Genomic DNA, 24,601 nt, shown 5'->3' with positions numbered 1-24,601 from the left:
CTGCAACACGCTATCCCACTCACAAATCAGCAACAAAACATGGCAGCGGCGCCCCAAAAAATGGCACATTGGCGACCCCTTGTGCCGCTGACATGTTCTGTAACGAGTCCGACGGCGCGTCAACGTTCGATGGATGGACCCGATGGCCGTTACCCGCCCTGCAACCGTGCCCGCGACCGATACCCAACCCGCTCCCGCCTCGCAATCAACGCAATCAAGCCCCTTGGTCATGCGCATCATCGGTGCGGTGGCACTGGCGCACCTGCTCAATGACCTGATCCAGTCGATCCTGCCTTCGATCTACCCGATGCTGAAGGCCTCGTACGGCCTGAGTTTTACCCAGGTCGGGCTGATCACCCTGACGTTTCAGGTCACGGCGTCGTTGCTGCAGCCCTGGGTCGGTTACTACACCGATCGCCATCCCAACCCCTTGGTGCTGCCGGTCGGCTCGTTGTGCATTCTGGGCGGCGTGATGCTGCTCGCGACCGTGGGCAGCTTCCCGCTGATCCTGCTCGCCGCAGGGTTGATTGGCATCGGCTCGTCGACCTTCCACCCCGAAGCCTCGCGCATCGCCCGGCTGGCCTCAGGTGGGCGCTTTGGCCTGGCTCAATCGACCTTTCAGGTGGGCGGCAACAGTGGATCGGCTATCGGGCCGCTGCTGGCGGCGGCGATCATCATCCCGTTCGGCCAGGGCCACATCGCCTGGTTCGGGCTGGTGGCGCTGTTTTCCGTAGGCCTGCTGTACGCGATCAGCCGCTGGTACAAGGCGCACCTGGCGCTGTTCAAGATCAAGGCCGGCCAGGCGGCGACCCACGGGCTGTCGAAACGGCGGGTCACCAGCGCGCTGGTGGTGCTGGCAATGCTGGTGTTCTCCAAATATTTCTACATGGCCAGCTTCACCAGCTACTTCACCTTCTTCCTGATCGACAAATTCCATCTGTCTGTGGCCAGTTCCCAGTTGCACTTGTTCATGTTCCTGGCGGCGGTGGCGGCGGGCACGTTCTTCGGCGGGCCGATCGGTGATCGCATCGGCCGCAAGGCGGTGATCTGGTTCTCGATTCTGGGCGTGGCGCCGTTTACCATCGCGTTGCCCTACGCCGACCTGTTCTGGACCAGCGTGCTCAGCGTGATCATCGGTTTCATCCTGGCCTCGGCGTTTTCGGCCATCGTGGTCTACGCCCAGGAGCTGGTGCCGGGCAACGTCGGCATGATCGCCGGCATCTTCTTTGGTCTGATGTTCGGCTTCGGCGGCATCGGCGCTGCATTATTGGGTCACCTCGCGGATCTTCACGGCATCGTTTATGTCTACACGCTGTGCTCCTACCTGCCGCTGTTGGGCATCCTCGCCATCCTGCTTCCGAGAACTTCAAAAAGATGTTGATAGCCGTCGCGATTTTTCTGGTCACCATCACCCTGGTGATCTGGCAACCCAAGGGCCTTGGTGTCGGCTGGAGTGCAACCTTTGGCGCAGTGCTCGCCCTGATTTTCGGGGTGGTGCACCTGAGTGACATCCCTCAGGTCTGGCACATCATCTGGAACGCCACCGGGACGTTCATTGCGCTGATCATTATCAGCCTGCTGCTCGACGAGGCCGGGTTTTTCAACTGGGCCGCGCTGCACGTGGCGCGCTGGGGCAACGGCAAGGGCCGGCGGCTGTTCGCGTTTATCGTGCTGCTCGGCGCGCTGGTGTCGGCGTTGTTCGCCAACGACGGCGCGGCGTTGATCCTTACGCCCATCGTCATGTCGATGCTGCTGGCGCTACGCTTTTCGCCGGCGACCACCCTGGCCTTCGTCATGGCGGCGGGGTTCATTGCCGACACCGCGAGCCTGCCGCTGGTGGTCTCCAACCTGGTCAATATCGTGTCCGCCGACTATTTCGGCATCGGTTTCAACCGCTACGCCTCGGTGATGGTGCCGGTGAATCTGGTCAGCGTCGCCGCCACGCTGGCAGTGCTGATGCTGTTCTTTCGCCGCGACATCCCGAAAACCTTCGACGCCTCGCAACTGGCCGAACCGTCTTCGGCCATCAAGGACCGCGCGACCTTCAAGACCGGCTGGTGGGTGCTGGGGATTTTGCTGGTGGGCTGTTTTGCCCTGGAACCGCTGGGGATTCCGATCAGTGCGATCTCCGCCGTGTGCGCCGCGATCCTGCTGGGCATCGCTGCCAAGGGCCACCGCATCTCGACGCGCAAGGTATTGAAAGACGCGCCGTGGCAGATCGTGATTTTCTCCCTGGGCATGTACCTGGTGGTGTACGGCCTGCGCAATCAGGGCCTGACCGATTACCTCGCGACCTGGCTCGATCGTTTCGCCGAACACGGTTTGTGGGGCGCGGCGATGGGCACGGGCGTGCTGACGGCCCTGCTGTCGTCGGTGATGAACAACCTGCCGACGGTGCTGATCGGCCTGTTGTCCATTGATGCAAGCCACGCCCACGGCGTGCTGCAGGAAGCGATGATTTACGCCAACGTCATTGGCAGCGACCTGGGCCCGAAAATCACCCCGATCGGCAGTCTGGCGACGCTGTTGTGGCTGCATGTGCTGGCAAAGAAGGGCGTGACCATCGGCTGGGGCTATTACTTCCGCGTCGGCATCGTGCTGACCGTACCGGTGCTGTTGATCACTCTGGCGGCGCTGGTGCTGCGACTGAGTCTGTAACGCGGCGCGGGGCCGGCAGGTCCGGCCACAGGTCCGAAACCAGAAACAGCCGCTCGGCCTCTTCCCAGTGGCCGTCGGCATGGCGGGTCAGGCGCACCAGCAGTTGCGCCGGCGCCTGCGGGTTCAGGGCTTCCAGCCAGTCCTGAAACTCACGGGGTGTCCATGCCTCGTCGCAGCGCGCCGGCGCCAGCCAGGCCGGACGCGGAAGCAATTGCCAGCGGCCCTCCAGGGTGTTTTCTGCGTAACCCGGCCAGTCCTTTTGATGCAGCCACCTCCCGCGCAAATGCTCAGGGTGTACCCCTTGAGGGGAGGCGGCGGTGTTTGGACTCGGATAGAACAGATAACCGCCCAACCAAAGCGAAGCGCTGAGGGTTTCCACACCTCGCGCGGCGAGTATCGCGGTGCTTTCCGGGCGCGCCGACATGGGCAGTTGATGCTGATTCAGGTGGGCGAGCTTCAGATCCAGCCGGTCGACGGAGCCGGGACCCAGCCAGTGCGCCGTATCTTCGCCGTCCTGGTCTTCCCGACCAAGGTAGAGCTTGATCGCCAGCTCGACGTGGTGAACGCCGTCTTTATCCCGCAGCAGCAGGTCCAGCTCGCCCAGCGTGCGCCCTTCGCCCTGGATCGGCAGATTCGCCGCGAGCAGCTCGACGCCTGGCGCGTGCTGGATCGCGAATTGCCACAGCCGCTCGTAATACAGCCCGAGCCGGCGCGTCGAGCTTCTCGCCAGCCAGTCGCTGAGTGCGCTGTCGTCTTGGTCCAGCTGCGTTAAAAACGCTTCAAGCGCTTCGGGCTGCTGCACCCAGTCACTGCCGCTGAGCGGGTGACGCTGGGGCCACCGGGTTTCCGCCAGCAGGGGCGGCGACAGAATCACCCACGCCAGGTCACGCACGGTGGGCGTACGCAGCTGACGGGGCAGGGCGCTCAGGGACGGGAAAGGGTTATTCATCCAGGCAGAATAGCGGGTGATGGGCGCTTGGGGCCACCGCTCCACCGTCGCCTTCGGATGCAGCCCGTACATTTCGCACCCTTGGAACGGCGCTGCTCGAAGGTTGCGCGCAGAGAGCCCATTTGCCGCCCCCGACCCCTTCGCCCATAATCGCGTTCTTTACACGCATCAAGCCTGCGGGAGCCCCATGGAGCAATTTCGAAATATCGGCATCATTGGTCGCCTGGGCAGTACCCAGGTGGTGGAGACCGTTCGCCGACTCAAGAAATTCCTGATATCCCGGCACCTGCATGTGATCCTCGAAGACGCCATTGCCGAGGTCCTGCCGGGGCATGGTTTGCAGACCTCTTCGCGCAAGATGCTCGGCGAAGTCTGCGACATGGTCATCGTCGTCGGCGGCGATGGCAGTCTGCTCGGCGCCGCCCGTGCGCTGGCCAAGCACAACGTGCCGGTGCTGGGCATCAACCGTGGCAGCCTGGGCTTCCTGACCGACATTCGCCCCGATGAGCTGGAAGTCAAAGTCGCCGAAGTGCTCGACGGCCACTATCTGGTGGAAAACCGTTTCCTGCTGCAGGCCGAAGTGCGCCGCCATGGCGAAGCGATCGGCCAGGGCGACGCCCTCAACGACGTGGTGCTGCACCCCGGCAAATCCACGCGGATGATCGAATTCGAAATCTATATCGACGGCCAGTTCGTCTGCAGCCAGAAGGCCGACGGCCTGATCGTCGCCACCCCGACCGGCTCCACGGCCTACGCGCTGTCGGCGGGCGGCCCGATCATGCACCCCAAGCTCGACGCTATCGTCATCGTGCCGATGTACCCGCACACGCTGTCCGGCAGGCCGATTGTCGTCGATGGAAACAGTGAGCTGAAAATCGTTGTCTCAAAGGACATGACGATCTACCCACAGGTTTCCTGCGATGGCCAGAACCACTTCACCTGCGCGCCGGGTGACACCGTGACCGTGAAAAAGAAGCCGCAGAAGCTGCGCCTCATTCACCCCCTCGACCACAACTACTACGAAGTCTGCCGGACCAAACTCGGTTGGGGCAGTCGGCTTGGCGGCGGGAGCGACTGATGCTCGATCCCGCGCGTGGCTACGATCTGATCGGTGACGTGCATGGTTGTGCCCAGACCCTTGAGCACTTGCTCGACACCCTTGGTTACCGCTTTCAGGCCGGCGTCTGGCGCCACCCTGAGCGCATCGCCGTGTTCCTCGGCGACATCATCGACCGCGGCCCGCGCATTCGCGAAGCGCTGCACATCGTCCGTGACATGGTCGAGGCCGGCCAGGCGTTCTGCATCATGGGCAACCATGAATTCAACGCTTTGGGCTGGAGCACGCCGGCGCCGCCCGACAGCGGCCATGAGTGGGTGCGCGAACACACGCCGCGCCATGCCCGCCTGCTGGGCGAAACCCTGGCGCAGTTCGAGCAGCACCCCGGTGACTGGAATGACTTTCTCAAATGGTTTTATCAGTTGCCGCTGTTCATCGACGCCGAGCGCTTTCGTGTCGTCCACGCCTGTTGGGATGCCAGCCTGATCGCGCCTTTGCGCAGCGTTTACGGCGACGGCCGCATCGATCAGGCCTTCGTGCAGGCCTCGGCGGAGCCGGGCAGTTTTGCCAGCGCGGTGTTTGATCGCCTGCTGCGCGGCACCGACATGCGCCTGCCCCACGGCATGACCCTGACCGGTGGCGACGGCCTGACCCGCGCCTCGTTCCGCACCAAATTCTGGGAAGACGACCCGCAGACCTACGGCGACGTGGTGTTCCAGCCTGACGCGCTGCCGGAGCCGGTGGCCCGTCGGCCGCTGTCCCCCAGCGAGAAAAACGCGCTGCTGCGGTACGGCGCCGATGAGCCGCTGTTGTTCGTCGGTCACTACTGGCGCAGCGGCATACCCGCGCCGATCCGCCCCAACCTGGCCTGCCTCGACTACAGTGCCGTGCTCTACGGCAAGCTGGTCGCCTACCGGCTGGATCAGGAAATACAGATCGACCCGGACAAGTTCGTCTGGGTGGACGTTACCCGACCGGAGATAGGTCAATGAGTCCGGTTGCTGTCTTACGCCTGCCGCTTCACACCGACCTGAGCGGTTTTGTCGAATTGCTGCGGCGCCTCAACGTGCCCCATCGGGTCAGCGAAGAGGCCGGCGAGCAAGTGCTGTGGGTGCCCGATGCGCCGCAACTGGCCGATGACATCCGCCAGCTGTATCAGCAATACCCCGAAGGCGACCCGACCGCGCAGTTGCCGCCGGGCCGCGAAGTCGTGGCCGTGAGCAGGCCGAGCCCGCTGGTGCAAGTGCGCAGCAGCCCGGTGACCAGCGTGGTCTTGCTGCTGTGCCTGATCGTCGCCGGCGTCACCTTGCTCGGCGACAACTTCGAGGCCTTGAGCTGGCTGACCTTCAACGACTTCCGCGTCAACGGCGAGTACATCCGCTTCCTGCCGGTGGAAACGTCCCTGGGGGCAGGGCAGTGGTGGCGGGTCGTCACGCCGATGCTGATTCACTTCGGCCTGCTGCACCTGGTGATGAACGCGCTGTGGTTCTGGGAACTGGGTCGGCGCATCGAAATGCGCCAGGGCGGTTGGCAATTGCTCGGGCTGACCCTGGCGTTCAGTGCGTTTTCAAATTACGTCCAGTATTTCTGGAGCGGCCCGAGCCTGTTCGGCGGCCTGTCCGGGGTACTTTATGGCTTGCTCGGCCATTGCTGGATCTTTCAATTGCTCGCCCCCAACCCCATGTATCGTTTACCACGGGGTGTTCTGGGGATGATGCTGATCTGGCTGGTGGTCTGCCTGTCCGGTGTCGTCGGTGCGCTCGGGTTTGGCGAAATCGCCAACGGCGCCCATGTCGGCGGACTGATCATCGGTTGTGCTACAGGTCTTGTGGGCGGTGCACTGGCCCGCCGCAAGCACTAAAATTGCCCGCTTAATTCTGGGAGAACCCAATGTCCTCTTTTGTCGAAATGATCGAAAACATCACCCCGGACGTCTACGAAAGCCTGAAGCTGGCGGTGGAAATCGGCAAATGGTCCGACGGCCGCAAGCTGACCCAGGAGCAACGTGAGCTGTCGCTGCAGGCGTTGATTGCCTGGGAAGTGCGCAACGTGCCCGAGGACCAGCGCATCGGCTACATGGGCCCGCAAGAGTGCGCCTCGAAGTCGGCGCCAGTGCCCAATATCCTGTTCAAATCGGACTCCATTCATTGATTGAAATCGGCAGAGGCTCCGTCAACAAAATGTCCGCGCGGCTTGAGGCCTCGCGGGTGGAATACGCGTTCCGGCTGGGTGATTCACAGATCCCGGTCAATCCGCTGATCGGCAAGACCGTGCGCCTTGAGTTTCTGGGTGCGATTCATTGCAGCCATTGCGGCAAGCGCACCAAAACCAGCTACAGCCAGGGCTATTGCTACCCGTGCATGCTCAAGCTGGCGCAGTGCGACCTGTGCATCATGAGCCCCGAACGCTGCCATCACGAGCATGGCACCTGCCGCGATCCGGCGTGGGGCGAGCAGTTCTGCATGACCGATCACGTGGTCTATCTGGCCAACTCGTCGGGCGTCAAAGTCGGCATCACCCGCGCAACCCAGCTGCCGACGCGCTGGCTGGATCAGGGCGCCAGTCAGGCGTTGCCGATTGTGCGTTGCGCCACGCGCCAGCAGTCCGGCTTTGTGGAAGACCTGTTCCGCAGCCAGGTGGCCGACCGCACCAACTGGCGCGCGCTGCTCAAGGGCGACCCACCGGCGGTTGACCTGGCCGCGATTCGTCAGCAACTGTTCGAGTCCTGCGCCGAAGGCCTGGTCGCGCTGCAGATGCGCTTTGGCCTGCAGGCCATTCAGGTGATGAACGATGTCGAGCCCATCGAGATCCGATACCCGGTAGAGGCCTATCCGACCAAGATCGTCAGCTTCAATCTGGACAAGGATCCGATCGCCGAAGGCACCCTGCTGGGCGTCAAAGGGCAGTACCTGATCTTCGACACCGGCGTGATCAATATTCGCAAATACACGGCGTATCAACTCGCCGTGCATCAGTAGCCCGTATTAGCAGAAGAAGGGACAACCGCATGCGCACCGACCAGCCGAAAATGATTTACCTGAAGGATTATCAGGCGCCTGAGTACCTCATTGAAGAGACCCACCTGACATTCGAATTGTTCGACGACCATTCCCTGGTCCACGCGCAGTTGGTGATGCGCCGCAACCCGGAGCGCGCCGCGCTTGCCCAGGGCGCGGCCTTGCCACCGCTGGAACTCGACGGCCAGCAGCTTGAACTGCTGTCGGTGAAGCTGGCGGATGTCGACCTGTCCGAGGGCGACCTTGCACAGAACGGCTACCGGCTGACCCCTGACAGCCTGACCGTCCAGCCCACCTCCGAGACCTTCACCCTCGACACCACCGTGAAGATCCACCCGGAAACCAACACCGCCCTGGAAGGCCTGTACAAATCCAGTGGCATGTTCTGCACCCAGTGCGAGGCCGAGGGCTTCCGCAAGATCACCTATTACCTCGACCGCCCGGACGTGATGAGCAAGTTCACCACGACGGTCAGCGCCAACAAGCAGGCCTTCCCGATCCTGCTGTCCAACGGCAACCTGATCGCCGCCGGCCCCTCCGATGACACCCAGCGTCACTGGGCAACCTGGGAGGACCCGTTCAAGAAGCCGGCCTACCTGTTCGCGCTGGTGGCCGGTGACTTGTGGTGCATCGAAGACACTTTCACCACCATGAGCCAGCGCAAGGTCACGCTGCGCATCTTCGTTGAGCCGGAAAACGTCGACAAATGCCAGCACGCCATGGACAGCCTGAAGAAGTCCATGCGCTGGGACGAAGAGGTCTACGGCCGCGAATACGATCTGGACATCTTCATGATCGTTGCGGTCAACGACTTCAACATGGGCGCCATGGAGAACAAGGGCCTCAACATCTTCAACTCCAGCGCCGTGCTGGCCCGCGCCGAAACCGCCACCGATGCCGCCCACCAGCGCGTGGAAGCGATCGTTGCCCACGAATACTTCCACAACTGGACCGGCAACCGCGTCACCTGCCGCGACTGGTTCCAGCTGTCGCTGAAGGAAGGCTTCACCGTATTCCGTGACTCCGGCTTCTCTGCCGACATGAACTCGGCCACGGTCAAGCGCATCCAGGATGTGGCCTATCTGCGCACCCACCAGTTTGCCGAAGACGCCGGCCCCATGGCCCACGCCGTGCGCCCGGACAGCTTCATCGAGATTTCCAACTTCTACACCCTGACCGTGTACGAAAAGGGCGCGGAAGTGGTCGGCATGATCCACACGCTGTTGGGCGTGGAGGGATTCCGCAAGGGCAGCGACTTGTTCTTCGAGCGCCACGACGGCCAGGCCGTGACCTGCGACGACTTCGTCAAGGCCATGGAAGACGCCAACGGTGTCGACTTCTCCCAGTTCAAGCGCTGGTACTCCCAGGCCGGCACGCCGCGTCTGGCGGTCAGCGAGTCCTATGACGCTGACGCGAAGACCTACAGCCTGACCTTCCGTCAGAGCACGCCGACCACGCCGGGCCAGCCGGGCGATCAGAAGCTGCCGTTCGTGATTCCGGTCGCCATGGGTCTGTTGGACGCCCAGGGTCAGGAGCTTCCGCTGCGCCTGCAGGGCGAGGCACCGGCGGTGAACACCTCCCGCGTGCTCTCGGTGACCGAAGCCGAGCAGACCTTCACCTTCATCGACATCGCCGAGCAGCCGCTGCCTTCGCTGCTGCGCGGGTTCTCGGCGCCGGTCAAATTGAGCTTCCCGTACAACCGCGATCAACTGATGTTCCTCATGCAGCACGACAGCGACGGTTTCAACCGCTGGGACGCCGGTCAGCAACTGTCGGTTCAAGTGCTGCAGGACTTGATTGCCCAGCACCAGAAGGGCGAGCCGCTGGTCATGGATCAGCGTCTGATCACCGCGCTGCACACGGTGCTGACGGATGACAGTCTGGATCAGGCCATGGTCGCGGAAATGCTCTCGCTGCCGGGCGAGGCGTACCTCATTGAGATCAGCGAAGTGGCGGACGTCGATGCGATCCACGCCGCGCGGGAGTTTGCCCGTCAGCAATTGGCCGACAACCTGAGCGACGCGCTGTGGACGCGTTATCAGGCCAACCGCGAGCTGTCCAAGCAGACGCCGTATGTGGCCGCGTCCGAGCACTTCGCTCGCCGTGCGTTGCAGAACATCGCGCTGTCGTACCTGATGCAGACCGGCAAGCCGGACGTGCTGGCCGCCGCCATCGATCAGTTCGACACGGCCGACAACATGACCGAGCGCCTGACTGCGCTGGCCGTGCTGGTGAACTCGCCGTTCGAGGCCGAGAAGGCCAAGGCGCTGGAAGTGTTCGCGGAAAACTTCAAGGACAACGCACTGGTCATGGATCAGTGGTTCAGCGTACAGGCCGGCAGCACCTTGCCGGGCGGGCTGGAGCGGGTGAAAGCGCTGATGCAGCATCCGGCGTTCACGATGAAGAACCCGAACAAGGTGCGTGCCCTGATCGGTGCCTTTGCCGGGCAGAACCTGATCAACTTCCACGCGGCGGACGGTTCGGGCTATCGCTTCCTGGCCGATCTGGTCATCGAGCTGAACGGCTTCAACCCGCAGATCGCCTCCCGCCAACTGGCGCCGCTGACCCGCTGGCGCAAGTACGACAGCGCGCGGCAAGCGCTGATGAAAGCGGAACTGGAGCGCATCCTCGCCTCCGGCCCGCTGTCGCCGGACGTGTATGAAGTGGTCAGCAAAAGCCTGGCGTAAATCGGGCGGATGTTGAAAAGGGCTGTCCGTTTGCGCGGACAGCCCTTTTTTGTGGGCGCTGATTCCTGGTTTCAGCGCTTCGGATGCAGTCTTGCACGCTACGCCTTCGTAGGACTGGCTTTAGCCGGGAAGAGGCCGGTTTGTGCGCCACCCATTTTGCGGTGTGACGAATGACGCCTTCCCGGCTGAAGCCGGTCCCACAATTTGCGACGTCCAAGGATCCCGGCCAGCTGGCGATCAGGCGTTGAAACCGATAATTGCCTTGGTCTCGAGATACTCCTCAAACCCCATCACCCCATACTCCCGGCCGTTGCCCGAGCGCTTGTAGCCGCCGAAGGGCGCCATGGGGTTCCACGCCGGGTGGTTCAGGTGGACTTGTCCGGCGCGGATGCGCGAGGCGACGGCGCGGCCCAGCTCGAGGTCCTGCGCCTGCACGTGGGCGCCCAGACCGTAGACGGTGTCGTTGGCGATGGCCACGGCTTCGTCGATGGTGTCGTAGGCGATGATGCACAGCACCGGGCCGAAGATTTCCTCCTGAGCGATGCGCATCGCCGAACCCACTTCGGAGAACACCGTTGGCTTGGTGTAATAACCTTTTTCAAACCCTTTCACGCGGTCCGGCCCGCCGCACAGCAATTTTGCGCCTTCGCTGATGCCGGCCTGGATCATCGCCTGGACGCGGCTGAACTGGGCTTCGTTGGCAATCGGGCCGAGTTGGGTGTCGGGGGATTGCGGGTCACCGACGATCAACGCGTTGGCGGTGTCGGCCGCCAGTGCTTCGACTTCGGCGAGGCGGGCGCGGGGCACGATCATCCGGGTCGGCGCGCTGCACGATTGGCCGACGTTGCGGAAGGCCGACAGCACCCCCAGCGGCACGGCTTTGGCGAAGTCGGCGTCGGGCAGCATCACGTTCGGCGACTTGCCGCCCAGTTCCTGGGTTACGCGTTTCACCGTCACCGCCGCCGCTTGCGCGACGAGGGCACCGGCCCGATTTGAGCCGGTGATGGAAATCATGTCGATGTCAGGGTGGGCGGCGATGGCGGCGCCGACGTCAGGACCACTGCCGTTGACCAGATTGAACACCCCGGGTGGCAGGCCGGCGTCGTGGACCAGTTGGGCGAACAGCAGGGCGCTCAACGGCGACAGCTCGCTGGGTTTCAACACCACGGTGCAACCGGCGGCGAGGGCCGGCGCGACTTTGGCGGTGATCTGATACAGCGGCCAGTTCCACGGCGTGATCAGACCGCAGACGCCGATGGCTTCGCGTTCGATGGCGGTGGTGCCTTCGACGGTCTGGAAACGGTAGGTGGACAGCAGATCCCGGGCGACCCGCACGTGTTCGGCGGCCAGCGGTACCTGCATGGCGCGGGAGAAACTGATGGCCGCGCCCATTTCCAGCGACAGAGCCTGGGCCAGCGGCTCTTTACGCTCAAGGATCAGCGCGTGGATGTTGCTCAGGATCGATGCGCGTTCTACGACCGGCGTCGCCGACCAGCCGGGGAAGGCCGCGCGCGCTGCTGCGACGGCCCGATCAACGTCCTCGGCCGAACCCCGCGCGACCTCGGCGACCACCTCTTCAGTGGCGGGATTGATCACCGGCAGAAGAGCCGGAACCGCGGGGGAAGTCCACTCGCCATTGATGTAAAACTGCCCGGCGTTGTGCAGCTCAAGGCCGTGGGGGTGTGAAGAGTGTGAGGTCATCCAGCTAGCTCCCTGGAGCGGTGATAAGTGCTGCGAACAGCGAGTCCTGACGTCTCGATACGCTAACAAACCGGCCCAGGCAAAAGATGCCGTTGTTGCGGTCTGCAAGGGAGAATCTGCTGAATCCGGCGATGTGTACGCCATCAATTTTGCGGTGTAGCGCCTGACGCTTTCCCGGCTAAAGCCAGTCCTACAGGTGATGGCGTGCGCTGCATCATTGGCGGGATACACGCGGTTTGTTTTTTGTAGGACCGGCTTCAGCCCCGGGAAGAGGCCCGCATGAGCACCCACAATTTTGCGGAGTGACGCCCGACGTCTTCCCGGCTAAAGCCAGTCCTACAATCGAGGTCATGCCGGATATCTTGAATGCACGCGGTCTGTTTTTGTAGGACCGGCTTCAGCCGGGAAGAGGCCCGCATGAGCACCCACAATTTTGCGGAGTGACGCCCGACGTCTTCCCGGCTAAAGCCAGTCCTACAGTCGAGGTCATGCCGGATATCCTGAATGCACGCGGTCTGTTTTTGTAGCACCGGCTTCAGCCGGGAAGAGGCCCGTGTAAGCGACATCAGTTTTGCGGTGTGTCGCCTGACGTCTTCCCGGCTAAAGCCAGTCCTACAGTCGGGGTCATGCCGGATATCCTGAATGCACGCGGTCTGTTTTTGTAGGACCGGCTTCAGCCGGGAAGAGGCCCGTGTGAGCGCCATCAATTTTGCGGTGTGGCATCCGACGCCTTCCCGGCTAAAGCCGGTCCCACTAAAGGCAGCGCGTTGCATCATTGGGGTGTGCACGCGCTTTTGATTTCAGTGGGACCGGCTTCAGCCGGGAAGAGGCCAGAGTGAGCGCCATCGATTTTGCGGTGTGGCGCCTGACGCTTTCCCGGCTGAAGCCGGTCCTACAAATGGCGCCGCGCCTGGCAACGTTCACCCAATCGCCTGGGTCACCATCGCAAACTGGGCAATCCCATCCCGTGACTGCGGCGGTTCGCCCAGCACCATGCGGGGCGCGCGATCAACGCATGGCAGCCCCAGACCTTCCAGCCACTCCACCAGCCCGCAATCAGCCAGAATATCGAAACGCACAAACGCGCCGGGGATCAGGTCCAGCAAGTGCGTGATCATCTGCTGCGCCTGCTCCAGATTCTGCGCAACCACCGGCCCGATAAGATGCCCGCGGCCAAAACGGCGGAGCAGGGCGCAACCTTTCAGTTGCCCGTGCACCTTGACGCCCACCACACACTCCGCCATCGGCAGCAGATCATTGAGGACCGCCGTGCGATCCAGCCCGCTGCCGGCGTTGGCCAGTTCGATCACCTGCGGGTATTCGGCCTCGGTCACTTCGCGACAAAGCCCAGCCCCCATCGCAGCCGGAACAGGCGGCGTCTGAGGCACGCCCTGATGCTGCTGAATCCGCGCGTATTCGACGAAACCCATGCTTACATAGAGCGGCGCCCCTGATTCAGTGGCATTGAGGATCGGCGTGCGCGGCGCGGCGGCGTCCAGGCACAGGTTCATCAACCGGCGCCCAATGCCTTTGCTCCGGTGCTGATCACTGACGATCACCAGCCCGATGGAAGAATAAGCCCCCTGATGACAAGCAAACGCCACGCCCACCAATTGCCCCTCATGCTCGGCAACAAAGCCCTCGGACGTGCGCTGCACCATCGCCCAGTCTGCCTCGCGATGGGGCCACTTCAACTGCACGGACAGCGCGTGGGCGGCGGGCATGTCGGCGGCCGTCGCCATGCGATAAACGTAGGCGTCGCTCATATGAGTTTTCCTGTGCTGAAAAGGCTGGTCGCCAATTGCGGTACGAGTGATGGCTGAGTAAACCGGCGGATGTCGAAGGGGCTGATGGACGTGGTGGTGCTGCCGGTGCTGATCAGTTCGGCCATCACATCGCCGACCCCAGGGCCGAGCTGAAAGCCATGGCCGCAGAAACCGAAGGCGTAAAACAGCCCGTCGACCATGCCGCTGCGGCCCATCACCGGCAGGGAGTCCGGGGTGTAGCTTTCGATGCCGCTCCAGGTGCGGATGATGTTGAGTTTCTCGGCGCCGGGAACCAGCCGCTTCATCTGACGCATCTGATTGAGCAGGCTTTCAGGCTTGAAAAACGCCCGACGGTTGACCATGTCCGGCGCGCAACGGGCGCCGCCGCCGATGATGATGTTCCCGCGCGGGATCTGCCGAAAGTAGATCACCTCTTCCTTAATCTTGGTGAATACGCCGATTACCGTCGGCAATGCGTAGGGCACCGGCTCGGTCACCGACATCTGCGGACCGTTGGGTTCCAGGGGCACGGGTTCATCGAACTGTTGAGACAGCCTGGTCGCCCATGCGCCGGCGGTGATCAACAGCTGCTCGGCGACAAACAATTGCCCGTCGGCGGTGGTGACATGGAACACGCCGCCGACCTTTTGCACATCGGCAACCTCGGTGCGTTCTTCGATCCGTGCGCCAAGCCGACGAGCCGCGCGGGCAAAGGCGGGTGCCGCCAGACGCGGGTTGGCGTGACCGTCGTGGGGCGCGTAGGAGCCGCCCTTCACCTCTGCGCCAAGAAAGGGGAACCGCTTGTGCAGCTCGGCGCCGCGATAGATTTTCAGGTCCAGCTGTTCGGCTTCCGGCGCAGCGGCGTAGGCCTCCAGTTCGGCGATTTCGTCCTCGCGATAGCACACGCGCATATGCCCGCTGGGGATGAATTCCAGGTCGTCATCGATCAGCTCCGGCAGACGTTTCCACAAGCCCCATGAACGGTTCGCCAGTTCGAGCTGGCCCAGATAGCGCCCTTGGCGGCGGACGTTGCCGAAGTTCACGCCGCTGGCGTACTGACCGATCTGGTCGCGTTCCAGCAGGGTCACCGAGCAACCGCGCCGCTGCAGGAAAAACGTCGACGAGGCGCCCATGACGCCCCCGCCGATCACCAGCACATCGCTTTTTTGCGGGTTCATGAAGGCTCCTCTTGCAGGTTATGGGCTGACAGGCCGCGGGGTTGCAGGTCACGCGCCACGGCTTCGATTTCGATCAGGTAACCGTGATGCAAGACCGGGACCGGCACCACGGCGCGGGCGGGTCGATGCTCACCCAGGTATCGCCCATAGAGTTGGTCAAAGGCCGGCCAGTGTTCAATGCCCACGACGTAGACCGTGACTTTCAGCAGATCGCTGGGGCTCAAACCCGCTTGTGCAAGGATCGCCATGAGGTTGTCGAGGGCAATCGAGGCCTGCACCTCGAAGGGTTGGTCGGCGCTGTGCTCGCCATTGGCGCGTACCGGCAATTGCCCGGACACGTACAGCAAGCCGCCGTAAGCCACTGCTTGGGAATAGTGTCCGCCCGGCGCCGCTGCGTCGGCCGTGTGAATGATTTCGAGATCACCAGCCATGCAGACGACTCCAGGTGTGCACCGCGCCGTCGGCGTCGAGGGCGTGATAATCCGGGAACTGCGCGCCGGTGGCGCAGGCGTGGTTGGGCAGGATGCGCAGGCGGCTGCCGATGGGGAAACGTGTGGCGAGGTCGGCACTGTCGGCGCCGCCCAAGGTAACGATCCCGTGTTCCTGATTGGCGCCTGTGACCAACGCCCCTTCGATCCACTCGCCCGTTTCGGTGCACACCTGGCCGTACCCGAAGTCGTGGCGCTGACGCTGGGTGCCGCGGTCACGACTCATGGCCATCCAGCCGGCGTCGGTGATGATCCAGCCCTTTTCCTGCTGATGGCCGATCACCGTGGTCAGCACGCTCAGGGCCAACTCGTCGGCCTGGCAGACGCCGATGTTGTGCATGACCAGATCGAAGAACACATAAACGCCAGCACGCACTTCCGTCACGCCATCCAGGTTCAGGGCCGAGAGGGCAGTGGGCGTGGAGCCGATGCTGACGTCCGGGCAGGCCATCCCGGCGTCACGGATGCGTTGAGCGGCGCGAACGCAGAGTGCGCGCTCCTGTTCGGCGAGGGCTTGCAGGGCTTCGGGGTTGTCGAGTTCGTAGCTGGAACCGGCGTGGGTCATCACACCGCGCAGCTGCACGCCGCCGTCGATGAGGATGCGTGCCACGTCGATGAGTGCCGGGTCTTCAGCGGCGAGGCCGGACCGATGACCGTCGCAGTCGACCTCAATCCAGATGCGGAAGCGTTCGTCGTGCTCCTTCGCGAAGGCGACGATGGCATGAGCGCCCTGAACGCTGTCGGTGAGCACGCTCAGGTGGCAGCCGGCCCGCCGCAGCGCCAGTGCCTGGGCCAATTTGCCGGGCGCGATGGCGACCGCATACAACACGTCGCTGATGCCCTGGTTGAAACAGTGCTCGGCTTCTTTCAGCGTCGAGACCGTCACACCGCTGGCGCCGGCCGCGATCTGCGCCTGAATCACCGGCAGGCATTTGCTGGTCTTGACGTGGGGACGCAACCGCACGCCGAGGCTGTTCATGCGCTGCTGCATGCGCTGGATGTTGCGCTGCATGCGCGGGACGTCCACCAGCGCGGCGGGCGTGTCGAGAGAAGCGATCGGCGTAGACATGACGGAACTCGGGTGGCGAGGGACAGGCTGCACTCTACTCAGCTGTCGTTAAGGTGTGGTTCAATCCAGCCTCATCAATCATTAAGTAAAAGTGAATGATCTCCATCGAAGACCTGCGCCTGGCGGTCGCCCTGAGCTGTGCCGAGTCCCTGAGTGCGGCGGCCAGAGCGCTCAATGTTTCGCCGCCGGCGCTGTCCATGCGCCTGCGTAAACTGGAGACCCTGCTGGGCCTGACCCTGGCCAACCGCGACGCCCGCCGCCTGAGCCTGACGGCCGATGGCGAACGCTTCTCCCGGGAAAGCGCGCTATTGCTCGAACAGCTCGAAGCGCTGCCCGAATCCTTCCGGCAAAAGGACGAAAGACTGGTCGGCACCCTGCGACTGGCGGCGCCGTTCGGTTTCGGACGACAGCGACTGGCACCGCTGCTGGCGCGTTTCATCCGGCTGCATCCGCAGCTGTGCCTGCACCTGGACCTGCGCGAAACACCTTGGCCGGATCGCCACGACAGCGACGCCGTGATCCACATCGGCCACCTCAACGACAGCCTCTGGACCGCGCGGCAACTTTCACCCAACGAACGCTGGCTGTGCGCAAGCCCGGCCTATCTGCACGAACACGGTGAGCCGACGTCCCCGGACCAACTCAGCGCCCACCGCTGTATCTGCATCCGCGAGAACGACGAAGACGTCACCCTCTGGCACCTGCGCAAAGGCCCCGCCCGCAAAACCCTGCGCGTCGAACCGGCCCTGCTGACCAACGACGGCAGCGTCGCCCGCCGCTGGGCCGAACAAGGCCTGGGCCTGGTGTTGCGCTCGCAATGGGACGTCAGCGACGCCATCGCCAGCGGCAACCTCATCCGCGTCCTCGCCGACTGGAACTTCGACAGCGCCCCCGTCAACCTCCTCGTACCCTCCCGCAAACTGCGCAGCCCGAGGGTGCAGGCGTTGGTGGCGTTTCTGGAAGATGCGTTGAAGGTGTGAGTGGGGGCGTTTGATAGCGAGACAGGCGTACACCGCAACATCGTCGGCGCTGCGACTGGCCTCTTCCCGGCTAAAGCCGGTCCCACAAAAAAACACCGCGCGCCCTGTAGGACCGGCTTTAGCCGGGAAGGCGTCAGGCGTCACACTGCTAAATTGATGTCGTCCAGACTGGCCTCTTCCCGGCTGAAGCCGGTCCCACTAAAAGCACCGCGTGGAGCCAGTGAGACCGGTGACGCGGAGCGTCACAGGATGCATTCCCACGCGGAGCGTGGGGAACGATCGGACAGAAACAGCAACAGCTTCGCGAGCAAGCTCGCTCCCACAGGTAGGGTGTCTGATCAGCAAAACTACCAGCGCCCACACTGGCCTCCTCCCGGCTAAAGCCGGTCCCACAAAAAAGCACCGCGTGGAGCCAGTGATACCGGTGACGCGGAGCGTCAGGGAATGCATTCCCACGCAGAGCGTGGGAACGATCAGTGCCCAGACTGGCCTCTTCCCGGCTAAAGCCGGTCCTACTAAGCGTAAGCGCGTTTTTGATCTTCAGGCACATAACGGCCAGACGACACCAATCGCGACTTTGGTGCAGGCTGAACGCAGGTCTCGCGGAGTGGGCCGAGCGGCATGGATGCCGCGAGAGCCGCCCCCCGCCATGGATGGCGGATGGCGGCGGGTCCACGGAGCGGGACCGGAGTGAAGGAACCCGACGAAGTCGGGCCCAACCGAGAGCAAGCACCCTTGGTTACTTGGGGTGCTTTTCCAAGTAACTCGCCGAAGGCGAAACAGTCTGCCCCCAGGCAGACGCCCTTGATCTTGATTAAAAAAATCACTTCACCGCATAGACCTTGCGCACATACACCGTACTGGTCCACGCACAAAACGCCCCCTTCACCACAAACACCGTATCCCCCGGATTAACCGTCACCTCACCGCCCTCATCATCGGCCAGCGTCACGCTCCCCTCCAACAGATGCATCAACTCATGCAACCGATGCGCACGACCATGGCGCTGATACGGCGTCGAATCCCAGATCCCCACCTTCAACGCCGTCACCTCATCATCGAACAGACTCAACGCCCGACACTGCGGCGCAGGCCCGACCAAAATCGGCGGCTCCAGCGTGGCAGACGGCTCCAGCCACGTATGCGCCGGCAACAGCGTCAAACCGGGACGCGCCGGCGCACCCTCCACATCCACCGCACAAAACGCCCACTCGCTGCCAGTGCTGGCATGCAACGCCACGCGACTGCCACGGCCAATCACCGCACTGTCACCGACGCCCAACTCCAGCGTCTGCTCCGCGCTGCTCAACACCACATGGCCGGCGTGCACCACCAGCGTCTCGCTGTAGGGAAAGTCCTCGATCAACGCGTCGCCGGTGAACCGCACCAGCCCGGCCGACACCCCGTCGTCGCCGCGCCACGCCACCTGTCGCGCTTCGGCAAAGGGGTCAAGGGCGCCCAATGGCGCCGAGTTGAAAGACGTCGCAACGCCGCTGCCATCAGCGCGCGCCAACAGCAAAATACCGGGAGATGACATGGTTAGCGCTCCGTTGAAAAAGTCAGCCGATGGCTTGGGTGATCAGCGCGAAAGGTTGCACGCCCTGGCTGGCCTCGGGCGGCGTGCCTCGGGCCATCTGCACCACGGTGTCGATGTTCTTCAGGCCCGCCGTTTCCAGCCAGTCGCTCAGGCCGCAGGCCACGGGGATGTCGATGCGCACAAAAGTGTCCGGCACCTGCGCAAGCAACACACCGATCAGGTGCTGGGCCTGATGGATGTTTTCCGCCACCACCGGCCCGATGCAGCGCCCGCGCCCGAACGGCCGCAGCAGGGCGAAACCGCGCAGCTGACCGTCACGCTCGATGCCCACCGCGTGCTCCACCTGCAGGTCTCGCAGCACGTCCCGACGGTCCAGGCCGCTGGCGGCTTTGGCGAGGTCGAGGAGGGCGGCGTGGTCGTCGGCAGTGAGGGCGCGGCAGGTTTCACCGTCAGCCAGCTCCACCAGCGCCGGCACAATGGCCTGCCCCTGATGCTGCTGCACCCGGCCGAATTCGACGAAACCCTGGCTGGCATACAACGGCTTGCCGGCGACGGTGGCGTTAAGAATCGGCGTGCGCGGCTCGCACGCGGCGAGGGCCCTCTCCATCAAGCGGCGGCCGATGCCCTGGCCCTGGTAATCGTTGCTGACGATCACCAGGCCGATGGTCGCGAAATCACCCTGAGGGCAGACAAAGGCACTGCCGATCAGGCGGCCGCCATCCATCACCACGAAGCCGTCGCTGACCCGGTGCAGCATCGCCCAGTCGTCCAGGCGATGGGGCCATTTCAGTTGCACTGACAAGTCATGGGCGGCGGTCAGGTCGGCCACGGTCATGGGGCGATAGGTATAAGAAGGGTGCGGCAGGGCGGACATGGCGAGGCTCCGTTATGCGTTATTCAAGTGGCACTGAACGCCTGTATCCCACCTGATGTGAGGGCTGACAAGAGGACGCGGGATATTCGGCAGATTCGTTGCGCGCTGGGGGACGAGACCCAACTTCGTACTTAAATCCGGGGCGAGGGCGGCAGCAAATGCCACGGGACATTGATGCTGAATAACACGGCACCGAGCGCTTTTTTCAAGCAGTTGCAGCGGGCGGTAGACAGACTTTTGCCGGATGGGCACCGTTCATGCACCCACCGACGCATTCGCCTCACGGCGCGGGCCACGGTGACAATTCAGGCACCAGACAACGCCGGTCACCAGCAGCACAATGGCCGCCCACTCAAAGTTGTCAGGGAGTCGGTGCTCCCATATAAAGCCGAACACCAGCGCCGCCAATGTCTCGATCACCAGCACTTGTCCACTGAGCGCCAGCGGCAGCAGCCTGCTTGCCTGATTCCAGCACGCGCCACCCACCACCGAGGACAGCAAGGCGACGCCCCCGGCCACTCCCAAAACATGCAGCCAGTCCGCGGCGCTGTACGTACAGGCCTGAAACCCCAGGACAGGCACTGCCAACAGCAGGGACTGCGCGCCGGTCATCACCCCGGTCAGGAGCGCCCAGTCATGGGACGACACCTCGGTGACTTGAGCCAGTCGCCGAGCGTTGCTCACGGCGTACCAACTCCAGGTCACCAGTGCGCCCACCGCACACAAAATCCCGCCAACGTTGGTCAATGTATCCGGCCTGTCGCCTTTGAACAGGGCGTGCCAGCTGATCAGTACGACGCCCCCGACCGCGCAACACAGCGAAGGAATCAGCTTGCGCAAGGGGACGGCGTTGGCGTCATGACGGCCTGCCAGCGTCACGATGACCGGAATCAGTCCGACAATCAGGGATGTCGTGGCGATGCCGACCCATTGCACACCGGTGCCCACCAGCGAGTAGTAGAGGAGGTTGCCGATCAGGCTCAGCCAGAACAGTGATTTCCAGTCAGCCATACCGAGTTGCGCACAGACCCGGCGCCACCGGGGCATCAACAGCGCTGCGGAGATGGCGCCGTAGCAGAGGAATCGGATGACGGCGAACTGCAGGCCGCTCAAGCCCGGCGTCAGCTGCGGGCCCAGAAAAATCACCCCCCAGCACAGCCCCGCACACACCCCGTAGCCGATGCCTTTTAGCAGTGCTCGATCAGCCAACATTTCATCCGCTCCAAACCCTAAAGCCACAAGTCTGGGGCAATGGAATCGGGGCGTATTGTCCGAACCGGTCGAATTTTTTACCCAGGCTGTTTGTGCGCCTTGCGGTACGCCGCAGGTGTCGTGGCGCTGACACGCTGCATGGCCCGGGTGAGGGAGGCCTGATCGGAGAAGCCTGCACGCAAGGCAATCTCGGCGATCGACAACGAGGTGCCACGCAGCCATCGCTGAGCTTCCTGAATGCGTAGGCCAGTGAGGAAGGTTTGCGGGCTTTGTCCGAACATTTGCCGGAATCGCTGGTGCAGTTGACTGATGCTCATGCCTGCCGCGTGCGCCATGACCTCGTTGCTCCAGTGGTCACCGGGCGTGGCTCGCAGACGGCCCATCAGTTGAGCCATGGGCGACGGCGATCCGACGGCGTCCGACAACAGGGAGGACAGCAGCAGCGGGCCGAGCTGTGAAGCGCTCAAGGCCAGTTGCTCATTGCCGATCAGCTCGGCGAACTCGATCAGCCGCCGGGTGGCGGGGGAAACCGGCACGTACACACGCTTGGCCAGCGGCGCGATGTGCAAGGCCTCCAGCGTAGTCGCGGCGCAGTCCAGGATTAGAAACCGGCTGTCAACGTGGGTGAGCTGGGAGTGCGCCGAGCCGGGCATCACCACGGCTGCCAATGACTGATCGATAGCCCCTTCACGGCCGTCCACGTTGATTTCCATTCGCCCGCGGATCGGCAGCACCAACTGAGTGTGGTCGTGCTGGTGATTGGGGTTTTCCCTGTCGTAGCTGCGGACTTTAAGGTTTACAAACATAGCGCACCATCCCGCCAGGCGGGTCATTCAGGGGCGAGCATTCGCCGTGCCCGTGCACCTTACGGATGCGGTGCGGGGCGCGGGATTCTACCACTTGGCAAACAGGCCGTTGCGCCCGCCCGATGTCTTGCACGCTGACACAGAATGGCTGCACCGCAGTGACTGAGCCCGGGTCAGTCAGCCGTGATCCAGGGGGGGCGAAAGCAGAATCTGCCCTCACCGCAGAATCGGTTAACCCCGCGCGTGCCACGCCACATTATCTGCCGCCCCGACGCCCATTCTTAAGCCTTTGCCCGCCCGAACGCCTTCAAAAGCCCCCTAAAAGCGCACAAACACAGGCCCTGCCCAAGGCTGGCGCGCACCGCAAACTCTGCTGAGCCCAGCCACCAAAACGGTGGTTTGTATTGAGCACGGGTCGTTTTAGACGGCATATGCTGATTTCACAGTGATGTAATGAAGCTGTGCTGCAACGAGGCCGACGCGCCGCCAGGGCAGCGAACGCTTGCCACACTCAACTGACTTCAGGACCGCACTCAATGAGCTTTCTTCGTCCCAAATTCATTACGTTCGACTGCTACGGCACGCTCACTAACTTCCACATGGGCACCATGACCCGCGAGCTGTTTGCTGACCGCGTCAAGCCTGAACAGATGGACCAGTTCGTCAAAGACTTTTCGGCCTATCGCCTCGATCAGGTCATGGGCGACTGGCAGCCGTACGACGTGATCCTCAAGACCGCCCTGGCCCGGACCTGCAAGCGCTGGGGTGTCGAGTACCGCGATGAAGGTCAACTGTATTACGACGCCGTGCCGACCTGGGGCCCCCACGCCGACGTGCCGGCGGGTCTGTCGAAGATCGCCGACAAGATTCCCCTGGTGATCTTCTCCAACGCCAGCGACAGCCAGATCATGTCCAACGTCGACAAGCTCGGCGCGCCGTTCCACAAGGTCTTCACCGCCGAACAGGCCCAGGCCTACAAGCCGCGTCTGGCCGCGTTCGAGTTCATGCTCGACAACCTCGGCTGCGGCCCGGAAGACATCTTGCATGTGTCTTCAAGTTTCCGTTACGACCTGATGTCGGCCCACGACATGAAGATCAAGCACAAGGCGTTCGTGGCCCGTGGTCATGAAGTCCCGGCGAATGCGTACTTCGAGTACCAGCAGATCACCGACATCGGCGGACTGCCGGCGCTCGTGGGTCTGTAACTCAAACACCGTCTCCACGCCGTTTCAGCGCCGCCGTTTTAGCAATAAGGGGTTAAAGATGGGCAGTGAATCCTATTGGCTCGACACCGCACCGGCCTTCACCGGTGCCCAACTCGGCGGCTTGCCCGGGCAGGTCGACGTGGCCGTGATCGGCGGTGGATTCACCGGCCTGTCGGCGGCGCGGGCCCTGGCGCTCAAGGGTGCCAGCGTGGTGGTGCTGGACGCCGGTCGGGTCATCGGCGAAGCCTCGGGGCGCAACGGCGGGCAGTGCAACACCGGCGTGGCCCAGGATTACGCCGGTCTGCACGCCAGTCTCGGTGCGGCCAGGGCGCGCGCCTATTACCAGGCCTATGAAAGCGCGGTGCAGACGGTGGTGTCGCTGGTCGAGCAGGAAGGGATCGCCTGCGATCTGCTGCGCAACGGCAAGCTGAAGCTGGCGGCCAAACCCCTGCATTACGAAGGCCTGGCCCGCACCTGCGAGCTGATCCGCCAGGAGGTGGACGCCGACGTCGAGCTGCTGAATGCCGAGCAAACCCGTGCCGAAGTCAACTCGTCGCAGTTTCACGGTGGCTTGTTGCAGCGCAATGGCGTGCAGATGCACGTCGGCCGCTTTGGGGTCGGTCTGGCGGAAGCCGCTGCCCGGCGCGGCGCAATGATTTACCAACACACCCCGGTCAAGGACTGGAAGCCCCAGGCCGGCGGCTATCAGGTCAACACCGCCAAGGGTTCGCTGCACGCCGGGCAAGTGCTGCTGGCGACCGGCGCGTGCCAGCACGGCGACCTCGGCTGGTACCGCCGGCGGATCGTGCCGGTGGGCAGTTTTGTCATCGCCACGGAAGTCTTGCCCCAGGCGCTGATCGACGAGTTGTTGCCGCAGCACCGGGCGTACGTGACCAGCCGCCAGATCGGCAATTACTTCCGCCTGACCCCGGACAACCGCCTGCTGTTTGGCGGCCGTGCGCGGTTTGCCATGTCCGACGGTGTGTCCGACGCCAAGAGCGGCAAGGTGCTGCAGGCGGCGATGCTGAACATGTTCCCGCAATTGGCCAACGTGAAAATCGACTACTGCTGGGGCGGCCTGGTGGACATGACGTCCGACCGTCTGCCTCGCGCCGGCCAGCACGGCGGCGTGTTCCATTCCATGGGCTACAGCGGCCATGGCGTGCAGATGTCCGTGCACATGGGCCAGGTCATGGCCGAGGTCATGGCCGGCAACGCGGCGGCCAACCCCTGGCGTGAACTGGAATGGCCGGCAATCCCCGGGCACTTTGGCAAGCCGTGGTTTCTGCCGTTCGTGGGCGCGTATTACCGCTTGCAGGACTATCTGCACTGACGCCTGCACTGAGTCGCCCGCTGTAGCGTCACCGTCGTCTGCGTTTCCAGGACGCTCCGGACATCCGTGAGCACTCGAATATCC

General features: G+C 63.3%; 21 protein-coding genes. 11 read left to right on the top strand and 10 right to left on the bottom strand.

Annotated features, from left to right (window positions below; all coding sequences use genetic code 11):
* The first annotated feature begins 142 nt into the window (after positions 1–142).
* Complete coding sequence (locus tag AC07RO_RS24680) at positions 143–1,381, top strand: MFS transporter (RefSeq protein WP_495087302.1); 1,239 nt, start codon at positions 143–145, stop codon at positions 1,379–1,381.
* A complete protein-coding gene (locus AC07RO_RS24675) occupies positions 1,375–2,658 on the top strand; it encodes an arsenic transporter (protein WP_346630533.1) in 1,284 nt (427 codons plus the stop codon). The genes AC07RO_RS24680 and AC07RO_RS24675 overlap by 7 nt, the downstream gene beginning before the upstream one ends.
* Here AC07RO_RS24675 and AC07RO_RS24670 read toward each other — a convergent pair.
* Positions 2,621–3,607, bottom strand: coding sequence for a DUF1853 family protein (locus tag AC07RO_RS24670; protein WP_495087311.1), 987 nt, complete (start codon positions 3,605–3,607; stop codon positions 2,621–2,623). The genes AC07RO_RS24675 and AC07RO_RS24670 overlap by 38 nt on opposite strands.
* A 187-nt stretch (positions 3,608–3,794) precedes the next feature.
* Between AC07RO_RS24670 and AC07RO_RS24665 the strand changes: the two genes are divergently transcribed.
* Genes AC07RO_RS24665 through pepN form a run of 6 tightly spaced genes read left to right on the top strand, consistent with a single transcriptional unit; the run spans position 3,795 to position 10,368 of the window.
* Positions 3,795–4,685 carry an NAD(+) kinase gene (locus AC07RO_RS24665; protein ID WP_037011709.1) on the top strand — a complete coding sequence of 297 codons (891 nt, stop codon included), beginning with the start codon at positions 3,795–3,797 and terminating at the stop codon, positions 4,683–4,685.
* Positions 4,685–5,656, top strand: a complete 972-nt coding sequence (locus tag AC07RO_RS24660; RefSeq protein WP_423574938.1) for a metallophosphoesterase — start codon at positions 4,685–4,687, stop codon at positions 5,654–5,656. Before AC07RO_RS24665 ends, AC07RO_RS24660 begins: the two co-directional genes overlap by 1 nt.
* Positions 5,653–6,525, top strand: coding sequence for a rhomboid family intramembrane serine protease (locus AC07RO_RS24655; RefSeq protein ID WP_495087301.1), 873 nt, complete (start codon positions 5,653–5,655; stop codon positions 6,523–6,525). The genes AC07RO_RS24660 and AC07RO_RS24655 overlap by 4 nt, the downstream gene beginning before the upstream one ends.
* 29 nt (positions 6,526–6,554) lie before the next feature.
* Complete coding sequence (locus AC07RO_RS24650; RefSeq protein ID WP_074888021.1) at positions 6,555–6,815, top strand: YeaC family protein; 261 nt, start codon at positions 6,555–6,557, stop codon at positions 6,813–6,815.
* Positions 6,812–7,642 (top strand): DUF2797 domain-containing protein, encoded by an 831-nt coding sequence (locus AC07RO_RS24645; RefSeq protein WP_495087300.1) that lies wholly within the window; start codon positions 6,812–6,814, stop codon positions 7,640–7,642. Before AC07RO_RS24650 ends, AC07RO_RS24645 begins: the two co-directional genes overlap by 4 nt.
* 29 nt (positions 7,643–7,671) lie before the next feature.
* Positions 7,672–10,368, top strand: a complete 2,697-nt coding sequence (gene pepN / locus AC07RO_RS24640) for an aminopeptidase N (RefSeq protein ID WP_495087299.1) — start codon at positions 7,672–7,674, stop codon at positions 10,366–10,368.
* Between the two features lie 237 nt (positions 10,369–10,605).
* On the opposite strand, the gene AC07RO_RS24635 is transcribed toward pepN, so the two are convergent.
* The 5 genes from AC07RO_RS24635 to AC07RO_RS24615 form a co-directional block, all read right to left on the bottom strand.
* The gene (locus AC07RO_RS24635) at positions 10,606–12,069 is read right to left on the bottom strand and encodes an aldehyde dehydrogenase family protein (protein WP_495087298.1); all 1,464 of its coding nucleotides are present in this window, start codon (positions 12,067–12,069) and stop codon (positions 10,606–10,608) included.
* A gap of 920 nt (positions 12,070–12,989) precedes the next feature.
* Positions 12,990–13,835, bottom strand: a complete 846-nt coding sequence (locus AC07RO_RS24630; protein ID WP_495087297.1) for a GNAT family N-acetyltransferase — start codon at positions 13,833–13,835, stop codon at positions 12,990–12,992.
* Entirely contained in the window at positions 13,832–15,013 is a 1,182-nt protein-coding gene (locus AC07RO_RS24625) for an NAD(P)/FAD-dependent oxidoreductase (protein WP_495087296.1), read from the bottom strand. Before AC07RO_RS24625 ends, AC07RO_RS24630 begins: the two co-directional genes overlap by 4 nt.
* Positions 15,010–15,444 (bottom strand): RidA family protein, encoded by a 435-nt coding sequence (locus AC07RO_RS24620; protein WP_495087295.1) that lies wholly within the window; start codon positions 15,442–15,444, stop codon positions 15,010–15,012. Before AC07RO_RS24620 ends, AC07RO_RS24625 begins: the two co-directional genes overlap by 4 nt.
* Positions 15,434–16,570, bottom strand: a complete 1,137-nt coding sequence (locus AC07RO_RS24615; RefSeq protein ID WP_495087294.1) for a DSD1 family PLP-dependent enzyme — start codon at positions 16,568–16,570, stop codon at positions 15,434–15,436. The genes AC07RO_RS24620 and AC07RO_RS24615 overlap by 11 nt, the downstream gene beginning before the upstream one ends.
* A gap of 95 nt (positions 16,571–16,665) precedes the next feature.
* On the opposite strand from AC07RO_RS24615, the gene AC07RO_RS24610 reads away from it, so the two are divergent.
* Positions 16,666–17,550: a LysR family transcriptional regulator gene (locus AC07RO_RS24610; protein WP_495010092.1), complete on the top strand. Its 885-nt coding sequence runs from the start codon at positions 16,666–16,668 to the stop codon at positions 17,548–17,550.
* An 823-nt stretch (positions 17,551–18,373) separates the two neighbouring features.
* Here the strand turns inward: AC07RO_RS24610 and AC07RO_RS24605 are convergent.
* The 4 genes from AC07RO_RS24605 to AC07RO_RS24590 all read right to left on the bottom strand — a co-directional run bounded on the left by AC07RO_RS24605 (position 18,374) and on the right by AC07RO_RS24590 (position 21,979).
* Positions 18,374–19,087 (bottom strand): cupin domain-containing protein, encoded by a 714-nt coding sequence (locus AC07RO_RS24605; RefSeq protein ID WP_495087293.1) that lies wholly within the window; start codon positions 19,085–19,087, stop codon positions 18,374–18,376.
* Positions 19,088–19,109: 22 nt separating this feature from the next.
* Positions 19,110–19,961: a GNAT family N-acetyltransferase gene (locus tag AC07RO_RS24600; protein WP_495087292.1), complete on the bottom strand. Its 852-nt coding sequence runs from the start codon at positions 19,959–19,961 to the stop codon at positions 19,110–19,112.
* 255 nt (positions 19,962–20,216) lie between these two features.
* Positions 20,217–21,173 (bottom strand): DMT family transporter, encoded by a 957-nt coding sequence (locus AC07RO_RS24595; protein WP_495087291.1) that lies wholly within the window; start codon positions 21,171–21,173, stop codon positions 20,217–20,219.
* A gap of 77 nt (positions 21,174–21,250) precedes the next feature.
* Complete coding sequence (locus AC07RO_RS24590) at positions 21,251–21,979, bottom strand: helix-turn-helix domain-containing protein (RefSeq protein WP_495087290.1); 729 nt, start codon at positions 21,977–21,979, stop codon at positions 21,251–21,253.
* Positions 21,980–22,515: 536 nt separating this feature from the next.
* Between AC07RO_RS24590 and AC07RO_RS24585 the strand changes: the two genes are divergently transcribed.
* On the top strand, positions 22,516–23,184 hold the full coding sequence (locus AC07RO_RS24585) for a haloacid dehalogenase type II (protein WP_074887989.1): 669 nt from the start codon (positions 22,516–22,518) through the stop codon (positions 23,182–23,184).
* 58 nt (positions 23,185–23,242) lie between these two features.
* Positions 23,243–24,517: an NAD(P)/FAD-dependent oxidoreductase gene (locus tag AC07RO_RS24580; protein WP_495087289.1), complete on the top strand. Its 1,275-nt coding sequence runs from the start codon at positions 23,243–23,245 to the stop codon at positions 24,515–24,517.
* Positions 24,518–24,601 lie beyond the last annotated feature (84 nt).

The organism is Pseudomonas sp. GW821-FHT07F05, from assembly GCF_059418765.1.
This window is presented reverse-complemented; position numbering and strand designations above follow the sequence as displayed.